Here is a 21017-nt window from a genome sequence, read left to right as displayed (position 1 = left end):
CAGTGTGGAGACAACGCGATGTCATTAATCAGTAAATCGGCAATCCAGGCTGTTCGTGATTACGTTATCGATGACAATGGTGGGCGTCTCGAGACAGATTATTTTGGTCACCAAGTAATTGCTGCTGCAGAAGCGCATTTAGTCACATTGGAACGTCAGTCGAGCCCCCCCATTCCTCTGCTTGAGTTCTTCGAGAGGAAAGATGACATGGGCCTGGGCCGGCTCCGGATGATCATGGATGGTGACGCTGACGTGATCATCGAGGTGATCAGCACAGAGGGTGAATCACTAGCTCTAGAATTTTGCACCTCGGTCACAGGAGGTGGTCGATCCCCAAAGGTGCGTGAAGCGCTCTACAATCTTATGAATGCGATTCGCGATGAGAACGAAACCAATCCTATTTTTACTGGAAGATAGTGTCCGATGTTTTCCTGCCTAGGTCCATTTTCTGATTTTTTCGGGCTTTTCCTGTTCACCGGTTGCGAAGCGTGTTGTTGTTTTTTTGGTTAAAAGGCTAAGAGCGATTAAGAACGGATAGGTCGATGGATTTCAGCCTACGGCCCTTGTGCTACGTGGATCTCAGCTAAAATTCAGGCCCTGCATACCTACATCATGGAGCGGAACAGACCTACTACTTAGGGCCCTCCAGACCTACAACGCTTATTTTTGGCCTGCTTTTATCCACAAGTTTATCCACATTTACCCCCTTCCAGCACTTCCAATGACCAGTTGAGCCCACCAAACCTACAACCCGATTGAAGTTAATTGGTGGATCTGGAAAGGCTCTCACCTGTGCAGCGCACCAAACCTACAACTCTGCAGCAATTCAGGAGGTTTTTCTTCTGGTGTCTGTCGCCTCGAAATCGGTTGGGCGCATCAAACCTACAACCTGTTGCGTTTCGGGCCCTGCAAACCTACAACTTTTTCTCAGTTACACACAGGCTTAGCCACAGCCCTCCCATGAGGAACAGTATCAAGCTATATCTGGCCTGAGTTGTAGGTTTGGTGCGCTCTTTATCTGGGCAGTTCCAGCGTGTGGTGTTGTAGGTTTGGTGAGCCCTTGTTGGACCGTCCTATGGCTTTCAAGGTTGTAGGTATGCTGCGCTCTACTTTTCACCGCCCAGGTGAGGGCTTTGACTGCACCAATCATAGGTTTAACCGTTCAATTCCAGTGGCTTACGTTATTGTCTTAATGCCAGCTCGGCTGTTGATTCTCCCGCCCGCATTCGTTGGCCGGCATGTACGGGTTGGAGGTTTGATGCGCCCTATCTTCTCGCAAGTGCTGGGGTTGGAGGTTTACTGCGCCCTAAATTGCAACCAAGCGTGCAATTTCAATGAAATTCTCAGTTTTCACTAATTAGCCAGGATTCAGTGGGTTACGGTACATAGCTCGATCTCAAGGTATGTATCATTCCTAAGCATCTGATATTAGTGCCTATGCAAATCGACCGTTGTAGGTTTGCTGCGCCCAATCTCAGAAAACTCAGCCCACGTTGTAGGTTTGATGTGCCCTATTTCTTCACCATCACTCCCACCACGGCCACATAAATTGGGCTCAAGCCGTTACCCCTGAGGGGCTGTAGACCAGACATGACATCAGCCTACGTGGTCTAGGTTTGAGTTTGTCCTGGACGCAGGTGGGGTGTTGGGGGAATGCTGCAGGTTGGATTGACCGCCGTGGGTTGTAGGTTTGATGCGCTGCATTTATGAGGTAGCGCCGGCGGGTGTAAGCAGGAATAGGGTTGTAGGTTTGTGGGGCCCTATCTCATCGAGACTTGGCCACATCACTGTAGGTTGTAGGTTTGGTGCGCTCTAGATGGCAACACAATGTTGTAGGTTCAGTGGGCCTGACCTAGTCCGACCCTGCATTCGTTCACGATGTTGTAGGTTTGGTGGGCCCGATCAGTCGAACACTTGGTCGGATCCGTCCTCAGGGAATGAGCCCTCTGCGCCAATGTTCTGCGGAGCCTCAGCGGAACCTTCAATGACATTTTTCCCCTTAACCGCTTCTTTAGCCTCAGCGATGCCTATCTTGCCCTTGATATCGCTAGCCTTCTTGTTGGCCTTCATCATGTGTTTGATGAAATTGTCGTGGGGTAGGATTTCAAATTGAATATCCTTGGTGACCCTCTTGTCATGATCGTCTTTGATCATCACTTCGTTCCACCCAGGCAGGATCACATTCTGTTCGGCGAGGCTTTTCAGCGCTGTGCGCATGGCCCGCATGTTGTCCTTCATACGCTCTGAGAGACCACGAGGGCTCTGCTCTAGGAAGCTGACCAACTTTGGCTGGTAAGGATGGTTCAGCGATGCCTGGGTCCAGTAATGGGAGATGCGCTTGTAAATGTAGCGAGCAAGGTCGGACTTCAGCCCCATCGAAATGCTGTAGTCATACATCCTGAACGCCTGCGTTTTTACCCCCAAGGTCACCAGCGGGTGAAAAGTAGCAAAGCACCTTGCCGACCCATCGCTCAGATAGTCTTCGCGTGTTGTGATAGCGAGTTTTGGCAGCAGGTTGCCCCGGTAACTGTTCCGCCCCTTACCCGAGCCTGTTGAGCACTCGAGTAGTGATGAACTCATGACATCAAGAGCCTCTTGTACTTCCTGGGCGCTGTAAGAGTGCTTCGTTCTGGCCAGCTCTTTCCTAAGCTGGCTGATGGTGAAGTAAACTCCTACCTCTTTATCGTCTGGCGACTCGAAGGAATTACCGTTCACCGCAATCTTCCGCAGTGCTTCCTCGACGATCTCCTCTCTTGACCCAGGATAGAGCATGACGCTGACCGTCTCGCCGTTATCGTTCGTCCGCTCAACAACGGCCGGCTTGATCTTGATCGTGTACACCGCCCCGCGAGATTTTAACTGCCGGGTGATAACGCTGTTTTCTCTAAGGTCGAGTTCAGTATTCGCCCAAACGTATTTCGGTAAGGCGTCATAAAGCTCGATCGTATTGCTGTAGTCAGATTCCGAGGAGTCTAGAAGCTCAAAAAGGGCGAGCTGGGGTGTTTTGTCTGTAGCTTTGCTCCCAGTCTTCGCAATACCCTTTTTTCCGGTGCTAGCCATCAATTGCTCCTCAGCATTCTGCAAAATACGATTTGCCCAGATTCGTTGAGTAGAACCTCGGTTTACGAGTTGAATTTTTCCATTCTACCCGGTGCAGCTCTTGCCCGCACTCAAGGCCTGGCCGATCGCCTGAATGACCTTAACCCCCCCTGTATTCAGCTTCTGCCACACATTCTCTGCCTCCACCATGGCTTCCCAATTTTTAGGCAGGATTGATCCATGATTCAGGTCCGCATGAAACCCCAGTCGAATATCGAATCCTCAGGCTGGTTTTCGCGCCTCAAGCAGCTCGACAAGGGCTACACCTCGACCTCTCGGGCAGAGGCTTTCGGTACCATCGTCCACTTGGTGAAGGTAGGGAATGCTTGCCTCAAGCTCAAGCAAGGTAGTAGCCGATCCCTGCGATCAGAAGTCAACGAAGACAGTTCAGAAGTGAAAGCGATGCTTCAAGATCTCACGTCAGTAGGTGCCCTTTTCCCTATTACCGAGGCGAAGTCATGGTCCCTTTGATTTGCATACTTGCGGCCGCCGGTTTTGGAACCGTTGCTGAAGGATTGCTTCCATCTGCTGAGCTCAACGTTCCGCCCCTCAGCATAGGCAAAGTGTTTGACTATTTCCCCTACTGGCTCGGTGGTGTGCTCGCGAGCTGTTTCTCCCAAGTTAGTCCAAAGGCTGCAGTGATTTTTGTGATCATTCATTCCCTGGTCGTGGTCATGACTGCCGGCATTCTCCGGTTCGCCTCCACGTCGTCAAAGACACAAGCCCAACTTGCAGGATTTTCCCCTGCCCTGCTGGTCTGTGGTGGTCGAATACTGATGGTAAAGTTGACCTTCATCCTGATGATTGTCTTCACCCTAGCTCTGTCGGGCATCCATCTGGCGCTTTGAAAAGCGATACATCAATTCGGGTAGTGGCACGACACCGTCTGCTTGATTATGTGCTCATCGGATTGAGGAGACGTGGATGAGCACCAATTTATACAACGGCCGTATTCTGAGGAATGCAACTCTCAGCGATGCGCTGGCCAGGCTTAAGGATTTGCGCCCCGAGGCAGTGACAAGGGCACAAGCTGCAGTGGCACAGCTCATAGCTGCAAAGCGGTACTACTGGGCTGACATGGACCAGAACTTCATCCCCATTCCACGTAAGGAGTACGGCAGCTTCTACTGGAGAGTCCTTGACATCCTCAAGCAGCAGCGCATCAAGGTCGAGGGTGAAGGGATACGCAGCGTGGACTGGGACTTTACATTCCAAGTAATTCTAATCCCCCACCATGAGCATGTACTTGCGCTCTATTACCTTGAAAACAACCCAGGGTTCACGCAGATGCTCACCCAAGCGGGGTTTGCGGACTTTCACTATCAGAACGCTACTGACGGCCCCGATGACATACCGTTCTCTGAGTGGGAAGCCCGGTGTATTGCCTGGGACGAGGCTATGCCTTCCGGGGTGCCGGCTCATGCTGGGTTGAAGTACCAGGTCGTCACATGGACTGACATTGGCCTGACTCTACAGAATCGTGACTTGATCCTCAGCACTAGGCCTGAAGACGACGCGCGCCGTATTCGGGTTGCCTACAACCTCATTGATCCAATGCCTCAAACTCCAGAGAGTAGGGACATGGGCATTTTCCAGCTAGCAAAGCAGGGGGAAGCGATTGCGCAGGCCAGAGCACCGCACGTGTTTCTGGCAACCGACGAAACCGTGAATGGCCAATAAAGGCTGATCCGATCTCAAACAATTTTCCCGTACATCTCCCATTTTGGCCAGGAACTGCCGGCACTACGAAAAAGTCTGAGTGGCGAGGCATCACTTCAATTTTGTGAAACCCTTCACAGAACCGACGAACGGTCTTAATAACTCGGTACTTCTGCCGAAAAGGGAGTCAGAGCCAGTTAAGGCCAACTGTTGTGCCCAAGGGCGCACGTGAAATGGATGAGGTCTTAGGACCTGTAGAAGGAAATACAACATGTCGCACTCGATTCTCGTTGCTGGACGCAAAGGTGAGATGGTAGAGGTAGAGCAGATTGATCTGTTCAAGCACCGTATTAACGAAACGGATTTCAACATATCAGTCCATGCGGAGCCGAGATCGGTCTGCTCTCAGGGTGATCGGCCATTGGTTGTGAGCCTGTATGAGACTGGCTGTAGAATCGCTAGCCTGTCGGCTTGCAACGCTTCAGTGGTGCTGGGCGGTGGAACAGGTTCAATCGACAAGCACCAGATACGTGTCTGCGCGCTTATCACTGTCGAGAACCTGATTGCGGAGATTGGAGGCATGCGCCTTTCATCACTGCTGGATAACTCGCTTTCAGAACAAAATCATTACAACCAGTAGCCGACCCTAGCTGATTCGCAGGATCGTTGGTGCTCGGCCTCAATGATCCTGCCCCTTATCCTACCTGTATTCATTCTCTACCTGGACAACCGACCTTGCGCTGAAACATCAGCCTAAAGGCTTCTGCCACTCTCTGGCCGACCTCACCATGGATCATCGAATCCAAGCCAGGAATCCACACCATGCTCGCCCTTCCCCCAGTAGCCACTACACCTGAAATCGACATTCTCCTGAAGCAGAAGACGGTTGTAGCCGTCGGCGTCAGCGGAGGAAAAGATAGCGTAGCGTGCCTGATTGCGGTCCATCGCTACTTGGACAGCATTGGGTTCGAAGGGCCGAGGTGCGCCGTGCATGCGGACTTGGGCTCGGTTGAATGGGAACAGAGCTTGTTCAAGTGCCAGGAGGTTGCCGACAAGCTTGGCTGGAAGCTTGAGGTTGTTAAACGTGCCGCCGGTGGAATGATGGAGCGATGGCTGAAGCGCTGGGAAAATAACGTTGAGCGTTACATTGATCTGAGTTGTGTCCAACTGATCCTGCCGTGGTCAACGCCCTCGATGCGGTTCTGCACATCCGAGCTCAAGAGCGCCGTAATACGCAGCCACCTTAAGCGCACTTACCCTGATTTTAATATTCTCAATGCCACTGGGGTTCGCCGCCAGGAATCGCCCAATCGAGCCAAAATGCCCATTGCCAAGCATGAACCTGTGGCCGCGCGCCGCGGCTTTGATGCTTATCAGTGGAACCCGATCATTGAGTGGGATGTGGGGGCTGTATGGGGCGCAATCGCCAGCGTGGGACTTGAGCCACATGAGGCATATACACGGTTCAACATGACAAGGGTAAGTTGCCGGTGGTGCATTATGTCGAGTGCTGGCGACGCTTATAACGCCACTTTGGATGAGGCCGGACATCCCCTATACCGGCAGATGGTTGATCTGGAGATTGATTCCACTTTCGCCTTCCAGAGCAACAAATGGCTCGGAGATGTAAACCCTTCCCTTCTGTCCTCAGAAACCTTGGGCCGCCTGGCTATGGCGAAGCAGGTATCCTTACGCCGCAAGGCATTAGAAGCCGCAATCCCTAAACATCTGCTCTACACCAAAGGCTGGCCAACCTGCATCCCAACATTTGAGGAGGCTACATTGCTGGCAGAAATTCGCAGCGAGGTAGCGGCGGGCGTGGGGCTTACCATCAAATGCTCCACACCCGAGAGCATCATTCAACGCTACGAGGAACTGATGGAACAGATGAGACTGAAGGGCGGGGTTGCTGCTGAAGAGGGTGAGAGCGCTATCCAGTTGATCCCGGCTCTACAGATCCAACCTCAACAGCTGTCCTTTTTATGAGATCGAGTGTGATGAATACTCAATGCGCCCTTCCTCGCGCGCTGCGCCGCATGCGAATAGACGCAGCCAGCATTGAGAGGCTGGAGATACCAGAGGCTGCCCTAGAATGCGCTGCATCCTGGGATATTGAGGTTGTCGCGTTGGATGACCTTCCCCTTCCTAGGACTGATCTTGCCGACTGGCTTGGCTGTGTCCAGGCCCACCCACACACCGATCCATCTTGGGGTGAGTCGATCTTCCTCACCCTGGCTGTTCAAGCTAACCACCTATTTGAAGTTATGGTGGCTCCTGGGCTCGTTACATCGATGACGGTCCGCCCGGGCGATGTGTTTGCGTTTTCGCCACTCAAGCATCACTGGCTGCGTCCGCAGGGTGATGACGGCTTTCTGTGCGTTCAGTGGACGATACCTAAATCGGACTTCGTGAAGACCTATCGGGAGATTAGGAAGGGGCTGGATGCCATTGGGGTTCGGTCGACCAAGGTTCCAGCGATCCAGAGCGCTTGGAAAGCCAGCATTTGAGAGGAAACGCAGTGATCCTTTACTTGTTTGCGAACCGAGCCTTGGAAAGCGCGGCGAGTGTTGCTGTGTTGTCGTCTGATGACTCTCACGAACCCCGACACCCAACGGAGAGTATCAGTGACCTTCCAGGCATCTTGAGTACGGCTACCAGTTGGTTGGTATGTTCTGAGCTCTGGCCCGATCGGCAGGAGAGTGACGCGGCTACCGTCGAGTCAGTGAGCGCCCCGGGCCGCTGACATGGCTGCGGCCGCACTCGGCCTGTAGCGTTGATTACGTGGGGCTGCGGTGGGTTGTCCCACGTGAAAGCTTGGAGGAAGAGGTCCAGCGCATTGTCCTAGGTGTCAGTGAGCTTGCAGGTAAACCGGGCATGTTGGTGCCTACCGACTAATTTTGGTACACAGGTTTTGGCACACGCAATCCTGCCTCACCATGCAATCATTGAGTATTGATGAGGCAAGCATTATGACCATGACACGCGTAACAACCCCCGCGCTCCACGTTCAGCATTACATCGAAATACCGTTCACATGGGCTGCTGACCGCATTGCTGATGAAGGCTTTCACTCTGATGTTTGGTCACGCATCGAGGCAGAGGCAGATCGACTCTGTGCTGCCTTGGGTCTGGAGCTGGACCCCGCTGGGGCTATTAGCGAAGAAGGCATTCGGCTCAAGGGAACCGACCTTGGGGTTGTACTGGCCGCGGGCTCGGAACTCGCTGAGTTTCTGTCAGCCCAATCAGGTCTCGTTTTCCTTAAGCAGGTCGAGGAGCGCTCGTGATTCGCCCGTTGCTTGCGGTTGCTTCCTTGCTTCTCTGCTGCTCTGTAGCAGCCGCGCCAGTGGCCCATGATCACGTTGATAAGCGGTTAATCCCAGCACAGATCAATTTCGTTCCCCCTAAGACCCCGCAGGACATACCTGAGGTCTACATCGATGGCTACATCCACCGGCCTACGGTCGAAGCATTTCGCAAGAACGGCTTCCTGAAAGACCGGCAGGTTGGATTTGTGTATTTCAATTCTCATGGTGGGGATTTGGTTGCGGCTATGGAGCTTGGCCAACTGATCCGGGAGCGCGGCTATTCAACGCGCATTGGAGTCTGGAATGGCCCTCATACCAACCCCAGTGCGGGTTACTGTGAGAGTGCCTGCCCATTTGCTTTCGCCGGCGGCGTGTTTCGGTTGATGGACGGTGAATCCAAGATGGGTGTCCACCAGTTCTTCAAGGCCAGCGGCGTAGCTGGGGATACGGACATAGCCACGGGCCAGATCACCTCTACCCTGCTTGCTAACCACCTCAGCAACCTTGGAATCGATCTTCGCTTGCTTGAGGTTGCCTCTAAAGCCGGTCCGGCAGACATGAATTATCTTACTCCGCTCGAAGCCTATGAGTTGGATCTGGTGAATGCAGGATCGCTAACAGCAACCTGGACCATTCGCGGTGAGCACGGGCTTGTGTACTTGATGGGTGAGCAGACAAAGATCACCGGTACCGGCAGGATCGGGATTTCGTGCAACTCTCAGGGTGGAGTATCGATGGGGGCCTTTTACAAGGCGTGGTACGACACAAGCGTGCTTGGGCTGATGGATAAGCTGTCGTTGATCGTTGACAACAAGCGGTTCTCAGTCCGTAACGGAAAGGTCGGTCCCAGTTTGAAGAATGGATTTTCTTACATCACCTTCGATCCCACCCCAGAGCAGCTGGCAGCATTCAGAGGAGGTCGAACGGTCGGTTTTTCGTATGAGAAAGATGCTACGGATTTGAAAGCTCAGTTCACTATCGACGTCAACGATTCACGCGAGATGATCGATAGCTTTGCTCAGTTCTGTTCTGGTGCGCGGCCCAGCTTTGCCGAGAAGATCTGACGGAGAAGACGCAAAAGCATTCCCCATGCGGAATCTAAAGTGAACGTCAGCCGGTTGCGTGGACCGGTTGACGCTTCCATTCAGCCTTTCTTGGCTGCCTTCCACTTCTGGAATTCTTCCCATTCTGCGCGTTGATCGGCCTCGCGCTTCAGATTTGCATCGAATTGCTTGATTTGATCAGCATTCAGCGCCATACGAACCTTGCCTTCTGAATCGGATCGTGCCGTCTGGATAGCCCCTTTCATAGCAGCCTTATCAGCCTCAGAGAGCTTGTCCAGATAGTCGCGATTTATCTTGCTGACAGCCAGGCGCTCATCGCGGCCGGCCTCACGAACTGCTTTGCGCTGATCCCTATTCAGATCAATGCCTAGGAGACCTGGACTGCCAGCAAAGTCACGGACTGGACCTTGGGGGCCAGCTTCGAAGTGGCCGTGCGAACCCTTAGGGCAGCAGTCAGAACCGTGCTTGTCGCCTGCCATTACCAGAGTGGGGCTCGCCGCTGCAACGAGCAGCAGAGCGATGATTTTCTTTCGCATGGTGAACTCCATAACCATTCCGGCAAGTATTACCGGAATCGAATTTGCACAATGCCACGTCGATAATGGTCTGCAACCCAAAACCTGGAAGCCAAAATGGTTCTGAGCTATGACATAGCCATGCCATGCCGCGGGCATCAGTCACAACTCAAAAATCGACCTTTCGACTAATATCTTGTCTTAGCTAATAAGGGGCGGTCAGCCCGAATGACTATGGAGAGATCACGATGGGTACCACGTATTTCTGGCTGAGAAGCCCGGCCGGACTTGCCATCATTGCCTTCGCATTGATTTTGCCAACCCTGGCCATAGCGACTTGGCTTGGGAATACTTCTGATTTTCTGGCTCTACTGGTGGGAATTGGGATCGCTGCAATACGGCAGCTAGCATGGATGCGCTGGGGTGATGGATCAGATTAGCTTGTGAATCCCGCGCGCGAAGGTGTTGACTCCTTTCGGGCACGTTAAGGTGTAGATATCTGGCCACTAGTTTCAGTTGGCCGCCCTTAACTCTGCCCGGATATAGCCCGCCCTGGAGGTGTACCGAATGTTCGACATGACCCTCAAAACGCCCTTCCAAATGATCACCGCCCTGTGCACTTGTGGCATGACACCCTGCGGGTTCCATTTAGCTCCGTCAGAGGTTGCCCTTTGAGGATCCTGACTCTCAACCTGATCGGCACCTACTTCCATCAGATCAAGGCGGGCACCAAAACCTTTGAATTCCGACTGCGGACTCCCTACTGGCGAACTCGGCTGGAAGGGCGCACTTACGACATGGTTCGGGTGTGCTGGGGATACCCCAATAAGGGGGATGCAGAGCGAGAGATATTAATCCCATGGCTGGGGTTTGAAGAGCAGACAATTGAGCATGAACACTTTGGTGATCTGCCAGTTGATGTCTTCGCAATCCGTGTGCGCGCAGAGGGGTCTGGCACGCCTAGAACGCATTGATAATGGGCTCACTCAACAAGGGAGCATCATCATGCGCAGCTTCATCTATAGCCTCGGCGCCGTTGTTATTCTGTTAGTGGCCATGGGTATGCAATATCTCTCGCTTACCTATGGCGCAGTGGTTGAAGGCTTCATCCGTGACAGCTTCGGCTGGATCTCGATAGTGCTGGCGTTTATCTCTGGTGGCGCCCTCACCGCCTTGGCTGCTGGTGAAAAACCCTAGCCTGTTTTGGATATGTGACGGTCGTACAGGGATGTAGCCTGTGCGGCATAGCAAATCAGGAGGTTGCATGAGCCAGCACTACGTTAAGGTCTACCACGCTCAAAGCAGCTGCTTAGTTCGCGTCCAACTGGGCTGGGACCGGCCTCTCCAAGGCTTTTACATGGTTGTCGAGAAGGATGGCGAGGAAGGTTTGGATGAGTTCGATGAAGGTATCGTTTACAGCAACCTTGACGACGTCGGGCATCCATCAGACCTTGCCCACTTCAAAGCGATTGCTTCGAAGCTCTCCATCCAAATACCCGATGTCATGTGGCGAGCTGCTTATCTTGACTCACAGCACAACACCATAGACAACCGAGTCTTCTACAACCTGGACGGCGACCTAGTGTCGCCGTTCTGACTCTACTTATGATTTTCACGATCGTCACACCAATCAATGATTGGGTTGAATGGGTTGAAGGAAATGGAACAGTTCATCTTGCAAGACTCCCGCGGGCTGATCGGTAGCCGGATAAGCTGGTGGCGCGAGGGTGGCTCATATACCACTGACCTCAATCAAGCTGAGGTTTTCACACGTGACGATGCGATGAGTCAGCACGCATCACGTTGGAGCGATATCCCTTGGCCGCTGGGCTTTGTCAGACCACGACACGAGATGGCGGTGGACTTCCAGTACGTCACTATCCATTGGGTCCCAAGGGGCGGAACTGAACTTTGCTATGTCGCGGCCAGGTTCCACTTTGACGGGAACGACATCTTCTGGCTTAGCGGTGATGCTCTGACCACTGATCTGACGAAAGCCTCCGTCTTTACCTTGGATGAAGCTTTTTCCCATTTTGGTAGCGAAGCCTCCGCATTCACTCGGCAGATCTGGCCTAAGGCTTACGTCGATGCAAGGGCACGCCCTGTTGCCTCGGCGGTGACCATGTCGGTTGATGAAGCTCTTGCTGGAACTGGCATCACGCTACAGCGCCCCCTTCCCCAGCGCCGAATGACGCCCAAGTGTGGAGGCTGTGGCCAATTTGTCACTGCTGATCAAGCTCCGAGCGGCATCTGCCGCCACTGCCGTTGAGGAACATCCGAGATGGAAATCCCGAATGAAGAGCGCGTACTGGCTCGGTACCGCGAAGTAGTGTCAGCACAGGGGTGCTTGGAAAATCACATCCTTGCCAAGTCGTCTCTGTACCAACGGCTATTAAAAGGTTTGCAGCCATTGGCTATTCGCCCCCCGCTAAACCATAGCTATCCCTGGTACAGCGTTGTCGAGTCTGACACGCCAGTCCCCCTGCCTTTCGGACCAACTGATTGGACACCTGAGTGGGATACACGCCATGGCGTTGCGATCTGTCAGGATGTTTGGGACCGGCTTCCTGGTGGTAATGACACTGATTTCTCCGTGACATTCCCGGGCTGGGACGCGCTTGGTTTTGTTTGGCGCATTTGGCAGGCCGATGAGGCTGCTGAGACCACTACGGCGCATCTTGTATGCTGGCACCGAGAAGACATCACCAAGCTCACAACTCCAGATCTGGTCGAAGCTGAGTGCCGTTGGCGTGCGGAGCGAGATGCTAGCTGGTTATCTCGAGCCGGTCAGATGAGCAACGAGGATTTGAAGGCCGCTTTCATCGCCTCAGGCCAGGCTGGAAAGGCAGGCTGTCGCTTCACATCGATCGTTGCCGATCAGCAAGTTGCACATCTCAGATTCTTGTCCAATGAACGGCAAGCCAAAGGTGAATCGGTCGAATTCACGGCTGAAGAGATCGAAGCCCGAGTAGCTGCGGACATGCTGAGCCTGCTTGGTGATACATGGTTGGTCAAAGACGGGCAGCTATTTCATCGTGGCTGGCAGATCCAGCGGATTACGCCTGCTGTGCTAGGTCCTGAACACTACCTGGCGGGTGCGAGCTGACGAGGATTCGGTGATCCTGGGCTGTTCGAAATAATCCTCTCTGCCTGCTCGTGGCACGCTCGGCCTTGGGGGAACATGGCATCAATACAGCCAACCGGACTTTCCCCCGTGATCAATGTTCAAAATACCTCAGCCCCTGCCACCACTCTGCCCAATTGCCCGGTCAGCCCGCTCGACCGCGTGACCTTCACACCAAACGAAATCTCCGAACTCGCCCCGGTGATCAGCGGGACTGTGTTCCAGGCTCTCGATACCAACCTCGGCAACTGGCGCGTTCGCATTGTGCGTGAAGGTGGACTTTTCCCACACGGGGTGTCTGCCAATGTCTACTCAAACCTCGGGACGTTCAAAGTCCACGGCGCATTGAATCCCGATGCTCAACCTGCTATTGCTTGAGGCTAGCCCGATGAAGACAACTAACGAAGCCCAGTCTACCGGCCTGGCTTTCATGCTTGCCGCCGCCGCCGGCATTGCAAAGTCCATTGGCGATCGACAAAAAAGCGCTGCGCTTAACGAATTCCTGATGTCCGCGATCCGTCTCAAAATGGGTTTTAACCCTGATGACGCCAACCGTCTCAATGCGCTCAGTATGTGTACCTGCGTGGGAGTCTTTCGCCCCTTCGACGAACATTTCTATGCCCAGTCCTGCATCTCTGGTGGCACCTTCGCTCGCATGTGGGAGAAGGTTCAAGGCTTAAAACCGTTCAAGGCTGTGCTGGCGGGCCAGCATGGTGAAATCCAGAGCAACATCCGTGTGGCCACCGGCGTAGCTGTGCTGCTCGATGGTAAAGATGATGACGAGATGATGCCCCGCTCCGATGACCTGCAGGTTTGGTGGGTTACCTCGGTGGATTGGAACAGCGACTGTATCAACCTGAGTCGTTATCGCATGCGCCCTGACGCACGTTATCCCTTCAGTCGTAATGACGCTCCAGCACGTCGCCTGAAGCTTTCTCGCGGCGACTGGGAGGCTCATATGGCTGACGTAGCCATTGCAAAGGATGCATCCTCACAAGCTGCCTAGGCTTCTGGCACAACCCGGGGCCGCTGATCATTGTGTTTTCTTAGGAGAACTTATGAACGACCAACGACGAATTCAGCTGATGCTGCGCAGCCCGAAAGCCATGATGGAGTTTGCCATCAATGGGAGACTGCCCCAGGTGTACACACCGGCCAGCCCACTAATCACTCTTATTGAGTCTGTTCCTGTCAGACTTCGGAGCCGAATCACTTGCGTGAATATTGGTCCCGACCTTGGATACCAAGGCATTCATCGTTTTCAATCCCTTGCACAGGCTCTGAACTGGCTGAAGCCGAGCTACACCTCGGCTTCATACCCGAGCGAGAGTTGGCGCATGAAGCGTTTCACTAAACAACTCTCAATTGACGATCTGGCTGCCTTCTGCAAAATCCCTGAGAGTCTTCTACCGGCCTTGAAAAACCTGAGGTAGAGGCTTCTGCCACGCGATTCTCCGGCCGAGTATGGTCTCCACAACTTCGGAGACCATCGAATGCATACTCACCAACTTCCCAGTGCTAAAGCGCCCGCTTATACCGCCCCGCGTTGGTTGCAACCCTACCGGGACGGTACCCGCATCGGACGGTCACAAGCCCTGCAGGCCTATGGTGAGATGTACTGCACTGATGGTTCTGCTGACACTGATGGCGCAATCGAAGAGCTGATTGGTAGCCTCAGGACCCCAATGATCCCATACGCCAGCCGAACTGGAACAAAGCGCAATCTTGACGCTATGCGTGCCAATGGATGGGGTCTTTTGGTGTCTGCCAAAGGTGTCCTGCGCACTGAAGGCTTTCCGTACATGCTGGATAACGGAGCTTGGACTGCCTTCACACAGGGAGAGGCATTCGACGAGCGAGCTTTTGGGAAGGCTTTTGATCTCCTCGGTGAGAATGCCAAAATGGTTGTCGTGCCAGACATCGTCGCTGGCGGCCTAAAGTCCCTTGAGTTCTCACTCAAGTGGCTCAACCGAATTCAAGGCATTCCAGGCGTGGCGCTGCTGGCAGTTCAAGACGGGATGGTTCCCGATGACGTACGTGACCTTCTAAATCCTGGAGTTGGTATCTTTGTTGGGGGCTCGACAGGGTGGAAGCTGAAAACTGCACATAGCTGGGGCCTCTTGGCGCGTCGTCGGCGATGCCACCTCCATATTGGCAGGGTGAATAGCGCTAAGCGCATTCTGCTTTGCTCAGCGGCCGCTGGTGCTCACTCTGTGGATGGGACTTCGGTGAGCGTCTATGAGAAGACCTGCGCTCCACTCACCGCCGCGGTGAACTACGGCGAAGCACAAGCTGACTTCCTATCACCGAACGGACTCGCTTTCGATGTAGCCCCCTTCGATTGTGCATGGCCAACAGATCTAGCTCGGTAGGTGGTGGCACACTTTTTGTGCCTCCATTATGGCGGGCATAGAGAGCAGTCGTCGGATAGGCTTGTCCACTTCGGCATGGCTGACACAATTTTTCAGAAGGACGACAGGCCATGCGCCAGTGGACTGAAGAGCAATACCCCATCATCACAACACTTGCTAGGTTGGTCAAAGTAAACGCGTTCGCTGGTACCGGCAAAACCACGACTCTGGTCGGCTACGCCGAGAACCATCCCGATGAAAAGATCCTCTACATTGCCTACAACACAGAGGTTGCCGCTGAGGGTAAACGCCGCTTCCCACGAAATGCATTTTCTTCTACGTCCCACGGTCTTGCATATGGTCCCTTGGGCAGCAAGTACAGCCACAAGCTATGTAACAACATTCGCCTCACCGACGTGGCCAAGGCGATGAATACATCTGACTGGTCGATGGCCAAGGACGTTGTCGGGATGCTCAATTCTTTCTTGAGCAGCCCTGACACTGAAATTGCTCAGCACCACTTGGTGCGCTTCCGAGGCATCTCAATCAACAGCCGCCAGATCCAGTATGCCCAGCTGGTCATGAGACACGCCCATTCGTATTGGAACCGCATGTGCGATCTTCAGGATCTTGACGCTAAAATGAGCCAGGACGGGTATCTGAAGGCATGGTTACTCACCAACCCGGACATGAGTCGTCGATTCAAGACCATTTTGCTTGATGAAGCGCAGGACACCACGAAGCTGTTGACCCAATTCGTGAAGCAGCAATATCTGAATGGCTGCAAAGTCATTTTTGTCGGCGATCGCCACCAGCAACTTTATCGGTTCCGTGGGGCGGAGAATGCCCTTGACGAGCCATGGCTCAAGGATGCCGAGGTTCACACCCTTTCAAAAAGCTTCCGCTTTGGCTGGGCTGCGAGTCATGTCGCCAATACAATCTTGGCACTCAAGGGTGAAAAGACGCTACTGCAGGGTTTCGGTCAGCAGACGCAGATCAAGTCGAAGCTGCCTGATGGACTTGAGCACCGTACCTACCTCTATCGGACAGTGGCTGGTGTTATCGACCGGGCGCTAATGTGCTTGCCCGCCTCCCAGGAGCCTGACAACGGGGAGCGTGTGTATTGGGTCGGGGGCATCAAAAAATACAATATTCAAACCATTTTGGACATGTACTGGTTTTCGTTGAACCAGCCATCGAAGATCAAGAATTTCCAGCTCACACGGGACTATAAGAGCTTTCAGGAATACGCAGAGATTGCGGACCAAACCGAAGATCCAGAAATGGTTCGGATCATCAAAATCCTCAAGAACTATGGTGATTCGCTTCCTGATCTGATCAAGCGCTTGGAACAGATCACTGTTGAGCAGGAAATGGCAGCGACAGTCACCCTTTCAACAGGGCATAGCTCCAAAGGTCTCGAATGGCCTTACGTTCAGCTCGGTGATGACTTTACTTACGATCCCCTGGATGAGCAGGCCGCGAAGGATGATCCTGATCGCCGCAACGACGAGATCAACCTCTACTATGTGGTCTCAACCAGAGGGATGAAGATGCTTGCCTTAAACACAATGGTCATTTCGATGATGCAGCACGCCAAGGATCGCCGTGCAGGATTGAATTGAAGTCAGCGCTAATTCAGCATCTACCCGAAGGTTTGACTTGCCCATTTTGGATAGCAGCTTATCGGTCGCTGGGTCATCATCGGTGCCAAATCCACGAATTGGCAACGTTCTGCCCATGCCTTCTTCCCGCGTTCCCCAGCCAGCCTCCCTGAAGCAGGTCATTTCATCTGCGGTTGCACTGTGTGGCTGGCAGGTCCTGTTCAGTAAATCGGGGCCAGGGTGGGCTTCAGTTCGCGCCAGGAGAGGCAGGGTGACAATCTCAGTTGAGGTTCCGAGTGCGGGATCGAGCCCCGAAGCGGTATTAGCCAAACAGAGAGAGTTACGGGGTGCCGGCATTAGGGGTATGTGGCTTTTACCTTTCCCTGCTTTCACCCCGGCGGCTGATCTACCAGCCGCCCATGTGACCTGGTCAGAAGCGAGCGGATACACTGCCTTGCTTGCCGGGTCGGGTACTCCTTCCGGCACTCGGAGTTTTAACCGATTGAGTGACTGGGCCCAGATATTACCTCTTCAAGATTTCATCACCTCGGCGCTGAATGGCGCATTGTGGTTTGGAACGCTACGTGAGGGAAAATCGGCAATTGTCCGGGTTGATGGCGGGTTCACCAAATGCACCACGTGCCGCGCATGGACCAATCTCTGCTCTGCTATCGAGATCATCTCTCCCTACCGTGAGTCGACATTTGCTCTCTACGGCCTTGAGCAGATACCTGCTCATCTACTGGGCGAGCTGCTGCCCAAGGATCTTCGGTCCTTCAAAGTGGGTGACATCCGCAAACGTTACCACCAACCATCCAAGGCTTCAGTGGTGCTGAATAGCTGCAGCGTTTGCAGTGCAGTACAGGACAGGGTGGCTATCAACGATCTAGAGTGTCGCCAACAACCAATCACTCAGTTCCACATCCAGGTGAGCAAGCGATTGGCAGTGGCCACTGCCTTATTGCCCACTGCGAGATGGCGTGTATCTAGAGAGCCGTAAGGGTTCTGCCACTCCAATACTGCCTACATCCTGTGCCCATCAAATACAGGATTTATCACATGGCAACGCCTCTAGCGAACCTGGCCACCCCAGAGGGTCACTTGGTTGACTCTGCCGAAGGCCTTAAAGACCTTAATGAATACGATCTGATCGAGAGCTTGGTTTCCCAACACCGGTACCAAAAGGCTCTCATTGAGCGTGTGAGCGAATTGATGGCCGGGAGTGGGTACCACGAAATCCTGGGGTATTTCCTCGCCGGCGCTGATGGCGAACTGGCTTTGCGCATGCGGGCAACACCCGAGCTATTCGATGCTGTGGCCGCGGTAAAAGCACTAGATGCTGAATACTGGAATCGTGCTTTGAGCCTTACGGATGTCCGCGTTTTCATGCCATCCGCACGTCAGAAGGAGTGGGATCAACAGATCGAAAACCGAACGTGCTTGCCATTCGAGAAGCTGGCAGTTCGAGACACACTGCAATCCTTACTGGCTAGCAGATCTCGATTCCTAGCCGAGCAAGTCGATGGCGTGTTCCATGCTTTGTCACCTAACCATGTTTCGAATTCACCTGCAGGATTCGGAAAGCGCATGATCCTCGAGTACGCCCGCTGCAAGGCCACAGGCAATCCCGAGTCTGAGAAGACTCGCCTGATTGCCGACCTTCGCTATGTGATCGCCATGTTGATGGGCCGGGACCGTACAGTTGGCTCGAACCCAAGAGCGATGAGCTATGGGTGCAATAACCCTGGCAAGTGGATCCTTCTTGACGGCGGGGCTCTGCGGGTTCGCTTTCACCTTAGCGGGACAGTGCATGTCGAAATTCACCCTGAAATGGTTTGGCAGCTCAACCAAATCCTGGCCTCGATTTACCCCAACGCCATCCCTGACAGGTTTCGTCGCCCGACCAAAAAGCGGGCTGTTCACAAAGACTGGCCCCTGATGGAAGTCCCATTGAGCTTCGGTGCTCTTGCAATCGTTTCCAAACTGAAGCGCCAAAGCATCAAGCCTACTGGCGTCTGGACCCTTGACGTTTCACGTTTTGAAATGAAGTTCATGCCTGAAGCAGAAATGATCATCCAGGCCATCGGCGGCGCGAAAGTTGACTACCAGGAGTATGCCTTTCCCTACCCGGAGGTGAATGAGGTAGTCGACCTTGTTGTTTCCCTTGGGCGTCTGCCGGAGCAAAAGACACACCAGTTCTATGGTACAGGTGAAACCTTGGCAAAGGAGGTAGTAGCAATTGCAGATATCCGGCCTGGCGAGACGGTATGCGAGCCTAGCGCTGGCCAGGCTGGAATCGCTCAATATCTGCCCGCAAACCGGACCACTTGCGTCGAGGTCTCCGAGGTTAACTGTGGAATCCTCCGTAAATTTGATTTCAACCTGGTCGTCCAAGCTGACTTCCTTACCTGGGCTTTGAACGCTTCATCTTTTGATGTCGTCGCTATGAACCCACCCTATTCAAGTGGGCGGGCCATTGCTCACCTTGAGTCAGCCTCATTGATCGCACGTCGGCGCATCGTTGCGATTCTCCCAGCCAGCCTGCGGGGTAAGGACATCTTGCCAGGCTGGGAGCACCAATGGTCGAAGGTCTATGAGGGAGAGTTCAAGGGTACAGGCGCTTCGGTGGCTATCCTTCGAGCGGATAGGGTCTCAACTTGAGCATTCAGAATCGTGCGCCAATCCTGACTGTTCTGGTAGTTAGGCACACTCTGCCTTTTTGTTTTTATCTAGGGGTTCTGGCACACCCTATCTGCAATGAACATGGGTCCACTTACTAAGGAGTTAACCCATGCAAAACGTTATCAAAGCTGCCGCCCTTGCCCTGTGCTTCGCCATCGTTACCGGCTGCTCAGTGAACCCTCAGACAGGCGAACGGGAATTCAACCGCACCGCGATTGGTACAACCATAGGCGGGGTGGCCGGTGGCATCCTGGGTGCAGCAGTAGGGGGCGAACGTGGTGCTTTGGTGGGCATTGCAGCTGGCGCAGCGCTCGGTGGCGGTACGGGCTACTGGATGGATAAGCGATCGGCGAAGCTGAAAGAAGAGCTTCGCCAGAAGGGTATGGATGCAACGACCAGTCTCGACCCAGTCACTGGCCGTCAAATGATGACCATTGAAGCCCCAGCAGACATTGCCTTCGCCACCGCATCCGCCGACCTACAGCCAGCAGCGTTCCAAGGCCTTAGTGCAATTGCCACTGCGTTGAAAGACCAGAAAGATCTGCGGTTGGAGATCACTGGCCACACAGATGGTACGGGCAGCCGTCAGTTCAATAATGTCCTGAGCTATGCCCGCGCTCAAGCAGTAGCCCAGTATCTCTATGCCGCTGGTGTACCCGCTCAAGTTATTGCAGTGCGAGGCGTCGGCCCTTCCATGCCGGTGGCTACCGATGCTACTGCTCAAGGCCGCGCACAAAACCGCCGGGTAGAGATCCAGATCAAGCAAGGCTGAAAATCAGGCGTAAACGATCCGGCCTTGTTCAGGTGTATCTGACGAGGCCAGCACGCTTTCAAGATCCAACGCTGAATAACCCGCAAGCCAGCTTTCTTCGTAGGGCGAATAGTATGCCTGCCTCCACGTTCTGACAGATCCAACATCTAGGTGAACAAAGTTTTTCGAGATGTAGGTCCCCACTCCGCCAACACCAATCACCTTGATCAGGTTGGCCAGAGCTTCAGTTCCCACACCCGGGATTCTGATATCAGCTGCTTTGGCTTTCACATGCATCGAATTGAGGGCGGCGCCCTCTAGGGACGAGTTGAATTCAGGCGTGCGGTATCCGCTGGTCACTATGATCTTCGCAGGCAGCTGCTTGACCCTGAGGTAAGCAGTTGCGATCCATAACAGATCAAGGAGCTTGGCATCGATCTGCACCGTTTTCTTCGAGACAACGTCTCTCAGGATGGTGCAAGCGATGGCATAGCCGCGGGGGTCCCATCCCTGCCCTTTTCGGTAGTAGTAAAACCTGGCTTTTTCTCCTGATTGTGGCCGCTCTAGGTCCAAGAATCGGTCGTGGTCTAGGAGCACGGCACGCCAGTCGCGTTGACCTGGATTGTTTGCGAAGGCTGGTAGTGCAGCCATGGCTAGAGGCGCTGCAATCGCCGCAGTGACGATGCTACGGCGGCTCATGAGGATGTTCTGGCTCATACCAACAGGCAACATGTGGCTTATTCTGGGGCGAGTGTATGGTTTGATCCTTCACATCGCGACTCAAAACCCCCTGCCCTTTTTCAAAGCTCCCCTTGCTCTGCTTGAGCTGGGCTTCTGGCACGCGGCGGCATCCATAAGATGGC

24 protein-coding genes are annotated in these 21017 nt (G+C 53.7%); 21 read left to right on the top strand and 3 right to left on the bottom strand.

Going from position 1 to position 21017, the window contains the following annotated elements; genetic code table 11:
* Positions 1 to 18 precede the first annotated feature (18 nt).
* The gene (locus P5706_RS35765; RefSeq protein WP_011923188.1) at positions 19 to 417 is read left to right on the top strand and encodes a hypothetical protein; all 399 of its coding nucleotides are present in this window, start codon (positions 19 to 21) and stop codon (positions 415 to 417) included.
* Between the two features lie 1485 nt (positions 418 to 1902).
* Here P5706_RS35765 and P5706_RS35760 read toward each other — a convergent pair.
* On the bottom strand, positions 1903 to 3060 hold the full coding sequence (locus P5706_RS35760; RefSeq protein WP_078465936.1) for a replication protein: 1158 nt from the start codon (positions 3058 to 3060) through the stop codon (positions 1903 to 1905).
* A gap of 219 nt (positions 3061 to 3279) precedes the next feature.
* Here P5706_RS35760 and P5706_RS35755 point away from each other — a divergent pair, with 219 nt between their 5' ends.
* The 8 genes from P5706_RS35755 to P5706_RS35720 all read left to right on the top strand — a co-directional run bounded on the left by P5706_RS35755 (position 3280) and on the right by P5706_RS35720 (position 9127).
* Positions 3280 to 3570: a hypothetical protein gene (locus tag P5706_RS35755; RefSeq protein ID WP_078465935.1), complete on the top strand. Its 291-nt coding sequence runs from the start codon at positions 3280 to 3282 to the stop codon at positions 3568 to 3570.
* Complete coding sequence (locus tag P5706_RS35750; RefSeq protein ID WP_078465934.1) at positions 3558 to 3947, top strand: hypothetical protein; 390 nt, start codon at positions 3558 to 3560, stop codon at positions 3945 to 3947. The genes P5706_RS35755 and P5706_RS35750 overlap by 13 nt, the downstream gene beginning before the upstream one ends.
* 76 nt (positions 3948 to 4023) lie before the next feature.
* Positions 4024 to 4779, top strand: a complete 756-nt coding sequence (locus P5706_RS35745; RefSeq protein ID WP_011923192.1) for a hypothetical protein — start codon at positions 4024 to 4026, stop codon at positions 4777 to 4779.
* A gap of 250 nt (positions 4780 to 5029) precedes the next feature.
* On the top strand, positions 5030 to 5398 hold the full coding sequence (locus P5706_RS35740) for a hypothetical protein (RefSeq protein WP_078465933.1): 369 nt from the start codon (positions 5030 to 5032) through the stop codon (positions 5396 to 5398).
* A gap of 182 nt (positions 5399 to 5580) precedes the next feature.
* The gene (locus P5706_RS35735; RefSeq protein WP_078465932.1) at positions 5581 to 6744 is read left to right on the top strand and encodes a phosphoadenosine phosphosulfate reductase domain-containing protein; all 1164 of its coding nucleotides are present in this window, start codon (positions 5581 to 5583) and stop codon (positions 6742 to 6744) included.
* Between the two features lie 11 nt (positions 6745 to 6755).
* Positions 6756 to 7265, top strand: coding sequence for a hypothetical protein (locus tag P5706_RS35730; protein ID WP_285685452.1), 510 nt, complete (start codon positions 6756 to 6758; stop codon positions 7263 to 7265).
* Positions 7266 to 7727: 462 nt separating this feature from the next.
* Positions 7728 to 8042: a hypothetical protein gene (locus tag P5706_RS35725; RefSeq protein ID WP_011923197.1), complete on the top strand. Its 315-nt coding sequence runs from the start codon at positions 7728 to 7730 to the stop codon at positions 8040 to 8042.
* The gene (locus P5706_RS35720; protein WP_078465931.1) at positions 8039 to 9127 is read left to right on the top strand and encodes a COG3904 family protein; all 1089 of its coding nucleotides are present in this window, start codon (positions 8039 to 8041) and stop codon (positions 9125 to 9127) included. The genes P5706_RS35725 and P5706_RS35720 overlap by 4 nt, the downstream gene beginning before the upstream one ends.
* A gap of 80 nt (positions 9128 to 9207) precedes the next feature.
* Here the strand turns inward: P5706_RS35720 and P5706_RS35715 are convergent, their stop codons facing one another.
* A complete protein-coding gene (locus P5706_RS35715; protein ID WP_153045971.1) occupies positions 9208 to 9663 on the bottom strand; it encodes a type 2 periplasmic-binding domain-containing protein in 456 nt (151 codons plus the stop codon).
* Positions 9664 to 10647: 984 nt separating this feature from the next.
* On the opposite strand from P5706_RS35715, the gene P5706_RS35705 reads away from it, so the two are divergent.
* The 12 genes from P5706_RS35705 to P5706_RS35650 all read left to right on the top strand — a co-directional run bounded on the left by P5706_RS35705 (position 10648) and on the right by P5706_RS35650 (position 20175).
* Entirely contained in the window at positions 10648 to 10839 is a 192-nt protein-coding gene (locus tag P5706_RS35705) for a hypothetical protein (RefSeq protein ID WP_078465927.1), read from the top strand.
* A gap of 67 nt (positions 10840 to 10906) precedes the next feature.
* Positions 10907 to 11239, top strand: a complete 333-nt coding sequence (locus tag P5706_RS35700) for a hypothetical protein (RefSeq protein WP_078465926.1) — start codon at positions 10907 to 10909, stop codon at positions 11237 to 11239.
* A gap of 63 nt (positions 11240 to 11302) precedes the next feature.
* Entirely contained in the window at positions 11303 to 11911 is a 609-nt protein-coding gene (locus tag P5706_RS35695) for a hypothetical protein (RefSeq protein WP_078466153.1), read from the top strand.
* A 12-nt stretch (positions 11912 to 11923) separates the two neighbouring features.
* Entirely contained in the window at positions 11924 to 12748 is an 825-nt protein-coding gene (locus P5706_RS35690; protein WP_011923203.1) for a hypothetical protein, read from the top strand.
* 108 nt (positions 12749 to 12856) lie between these two features.
* Positions 12857 to 13144 (top strand): hypothetical protein, encoded by a 288-nt coding sequence (locus P5706_RS35685; RefSeq protein WP_234288206.1) that lies wholly within the window; start codon positions 12857 to 12859, stop codon positions 13142 to 13144.
* Positions 13122 to 13772, top strand: a complete 651-nt coding sequence (locus tag P5706_RS35680; protein ID WP_177345122.1) for a hypothetical protein — start codon at positions 13122 to 13124, stop codon at positions 13770 to 13772. Before P5706_RS35685 ends, P5706_RS35680 begins: the two co-directional genes overlap by 23 nt.
* Positions 13773 to 13824: 52 nt before the next feature.
* On the top strand, positions 13825 to 14199 hold the full coding sequence (locus P5706_RS35675; RefSeq protein WP_078465925.1) for a hypothetical protein: 375 nt from the start codon (positions 13825 to 13827) through the stop codon (positions 14197 to 14199).
* Between the two features lie 60 nt (positions 14200 to 14259).
* Positions 14260 to 15138 (top strand): hypothetical protein, encoded by an 879-nt coding sequence (locus P5706_RS35670; protein ID WP_078465924.1) that lies wholly within the window; start codon positions 14260 to 14262, stop codon positions 15136 to 15138.
* A 110-nt stretch (positions 15139 to 15248) separates the two neighbouring features.
* Positions 15249 to 16742, top strand: coding sequence for a UvrD-helicase domain-containing protein (locus P5706_RS35665; RefSeq protein WP_198834147.1), 1494 nt, complete (start codon positions 15249 to 15251; stop codon positions 16740 to 16742).
* Between the two features lie 481 nt (positions 16743 to 17223).
* On the top strand, positions 17224 to 17721 hold the full coding sequence (locus P5706_RS35660) for a hypothetical protein (protein ID WP_233100526.1): 498 nt from the start codon (positions 17224 to 17226) through the stop codon (positions 17719 to 17721).
* A gap of 59 nt (positions 17722 to 17780) precedes the next feature.
* Entirely contained in the window at positions 17781 to 19382 is a 1602-nt protein-coding gene (locus P5706_RS35655) for a DUF4942 domain-containing protein (protein ID WP_078465921.1), read from the top strand.
* A gap of 130 nt (positions 19383 to 19512) precedes the next feature.
* Positions 19513 to 20175, top strand: a complete 663-nt coding sequence (locus P5706_RS35650) for a YiaD family glycine zipper/OmpA-like lipoprotein (RefSeq protein ID WP_078465920.1) — start codon at positions 19513 to 19515, stop codon at positions 20173 to 20175.
* Between the two features lie 3 nt (positions 20176 to 20178).
* On the opposite strand, the gene P5706_RS35645 is transcribed toward P5706_RS35650, so the two are convergent.
* Positions 20179 to 20886: a YcbK family protein gene (locus P5706_RS35645; protein WP_233100525.1), complete on the bottom strand. Its 708-nt coding sequence runs from the start codon at positions 20884 to 20886 to the stop codon at positions 20179 to 20181.
* Between the last annotated feature and the right edge of the window lie 131 nt (positions 20887 to 21017).

It is taken from the genome of Pseudomonas sp. ChxA (genome assembly GCF_030263855.1).
Classification (GTDB): domain Bacteria; phylum Pseudomonadota; class Gammaproteobacteria; order Pseudomonadales; family Pseudomonadaceae; genus Aquipseudomonas; species Aquipseudomonas fluorescens_CB.
The sequence above is the reverse complement of the archived record's forward strand: the minus strand, read 5'-3'. Positions and strand labels throughout refer to the sequence as shown.

Coding starts and splice junctions, on each gene's coding strand:
- P5706_RS35765 (WP_011923188.1), top strand. CDS start 19: ATGTCATTAATCAGTAAATCGGCAATCCAGGCTGTTCGTGATTACGTT.
- P5706_RS35760 (WP_078465936.1), bottom strand. CDS start 3,060: ATGGCTAGCACCGGAAAAAAGGGTATTGCGAAGACTGGGAGCAAAGCT.
- P5706_RS35755 (WP_078465935.1), top strand. CDS start 3,280: ATGATTCAGGTCCGCATGAAACCCCAGTCGAATATCGAATCCTCAGGC.
- P5706_RS35750 (WP_078465934.1), top strand. CDS start 3,558: ATGGTCCCTTTGATTTGCATACTTGCGGCCGCCGGTTTTGGAACCGTT.
- P5706_RS35745 (WP_011923192.1), top strand. CDS start 4,024: ATGAGCACCAATTTATACAACGGCCGTATTCTGAGGAATGCAACTCTC.
- P5706_RS35740 (WP_078465933.1), top strand. CDS start 5,030: ATGTCGCACTCGATTCTCGTTGCTGGACGCAAAGGTGAGATGGTAGAG.
- P5706_RS35735 (WP_078465932.1), top strand. CDS start 5,581: ATGCTCGCCCTTCCCCCAGTAGCCACTACACCTGAAATCGACATTCTC.
- P5706_RS35730 (WP_285685452.1), top strand. CDS start 6,756: ATGAATACTCAATGCGCCCTTCCTCGCGCGCTGCGCCGCATGCGAATA.
- P5706_RS35725 (WP_011923197.1), top strand. CDS start 7,728: ATGACCATGACACGCGTAACAACCCCCGCGCTCCACGTTCAGCATTAC.
- P5706_RS35715 (WP_153045971.1), bottom strand. CDS start 9,663: ATGCGAAAGAAAATCATCGCTCTGCTGCTCGTTGCAGCGGCGAGCCCC.
- P5706_RS35705 (WP_078465927.1), top strand. CDS start 10,648: ATGCGCAGCTTCATCTATAGCCTCGGCGCCGTTGTTATTCTGTTAGTG.
- P5706_RS35700 (WP_078465926.1), top strand. CDS start 10,907: ATGAGCCAGCACTACGTTAAGGTCTACCACGCTCAAAGCAGCTGCTTA.
- P5706_RS35695 (WP_078466153.1), top strand. CDS start 11,303: ATGGAACAGTTCATCTTGCAAGACTCCCGCGGGCTGATCGGTAGCCGG.
- P5706_RS35690 (WP_011923203.1), top strand. CDS start 11,924: ATGGAAATCCCGAATGAAGAGCGCGTACTGGCTCGGTACCGCGAAGTA.
- P5706_RS35680 (WP_177345122.1), top strand. CDS start 13,122: ATGCTCAACCTGCTATTGCTTGAGGCTAGCCCGATGAAGACAACTAAC.
- P5706_RS35675 (WP_078465925.1), top strand. CDS start 13,825: ATGAACGACCAACGACGAATTCAGCTGATGCTGCGCAGCCCGAAAGCC.
- P5706_RS35670 (WP_078465924.1), top strand. CDS start 14,260: ATGCATACTCACCAACTTCCCAGTGCTAAAGCGCCCGCTTATACCGCC.
- P5706_RS35665 (WP_198834147.1), top strand. CDS start 15,249: ATGCGCCAGTGGACTGAAGAGCAATACCCCATCATCACAACACTTGCT.
- P5706_RS35655 (WP_078465921.1), top strand. CDS start 17,781: ATGGCAACGCCTCTAGCGAACCTGGCCACCCCAGAGGGTCACTTGGTT.
- P5706_RS35650 (WP_078465920.1), top strand. CDS start 19,513: ATGCAAAACGTTATCAAAGCTGCCGCCCTTGCCCTGTGCTTCGCCATC.
- P5706_RS35645 (WP_233100525.1), bottom strand. CDS start 20,886: ATGTTGCCTGTTGGTATGAGCCAGAACATCCTCATGAGCCGCCGTAGC.